At 34.1% G+C, this 779-nt stretch carries 1 protein-coding gene and 1 pseudogene; both read right to left on the minus strand.

Going from position 1 to position 779, the window contains the following annotated elements; all coding sequences use genetic code 11:
- Positions 1–65: 65 nt before the first annotated feature.
- Positions 66–542, minus strand: coding sequence for a hypothetical protein (locus LJE08_RS13660; protein ID WP_227403538.1), 477 nt, complete (start codon positions 540–542; stop codon positions 66–68).
- Positions 539–779, minus strand: a pseudogene (locus tag LJE08_RS13665) (hypothetical protein); the annotation flags it as partial. The pseudogene LJE08_RS13665 and the gene LJE08_RS13660, both read right to left, overlap by 4 nt.

The raw sequence follows: 779 nt of genomic DNA on the forward strand, positions 1-779 counted from the left end.
ATTATTGTACGCTATTTCTCGTCAAAAATCAACCATTTGTTGTGACAGAGCCTTTCCTAAATACGTTAGAATTTGCGATCCATTTTCACTATATGAAAGCGATTGGTTTTCACATTGATATAATGCATAGAAGTATAGATTTGTCCCAAGGCTGAATAGCCACTTAATTTTGCTTCACGCTTGAACTTATTTTGTGAATTCCGAATCTTTAAAAAAGAGATAACTAACGTTGCGATCATATCTAAGAATGTAGTTAAACCCAAATGATCATCAATCGGTGGATTGTCCACGCCCAAGAAACCACTGATTTCATTTTTATAGCGAATTGGACATACCACAAGACGCTTAACATTTTGAATCTTTAACGTATTATATGTATACACATGCTCATTTTTTATCGTTTCAACATCACGAATGATCACATTTTCTTTCTTATCAAAAGCTTTGTACCACCAATCGATGATATCCATATCAACGCCTTGTAGATAATCAATTTCACTTTCAATGCCTTGACGGCACCATTCATATGTATTATCGGTCACATGTTCTTTTTATTATCTTCAAAAATATAAATTCGATCACATCCAATATGTTTTCCAAAAAAACGAATAAACTCATCGATCTGTTCATCCGGTGTATCCAACATAAGCGCAGAACGCAGTGCTTTGATGACCAATTCATATCGTATGATTGTCTGCATATAGGTGATCTCTTCAAATATGATTCTTGACTCAATTAATGGAACGGATTTAACACCAGTCCAGAAATCTCGTATAGAA

It is taken from the genome of Holdemanella sp. DFI.5.55, assembly GCF_020593575.1.
Taxonomy (GTDB): domain Bacteria; phylum Bacillota_I; class Bacilli_A; order Erysipelotrichales; family Erysipelotrichaceae; genus Holdemanella; species Holdemanella hominis.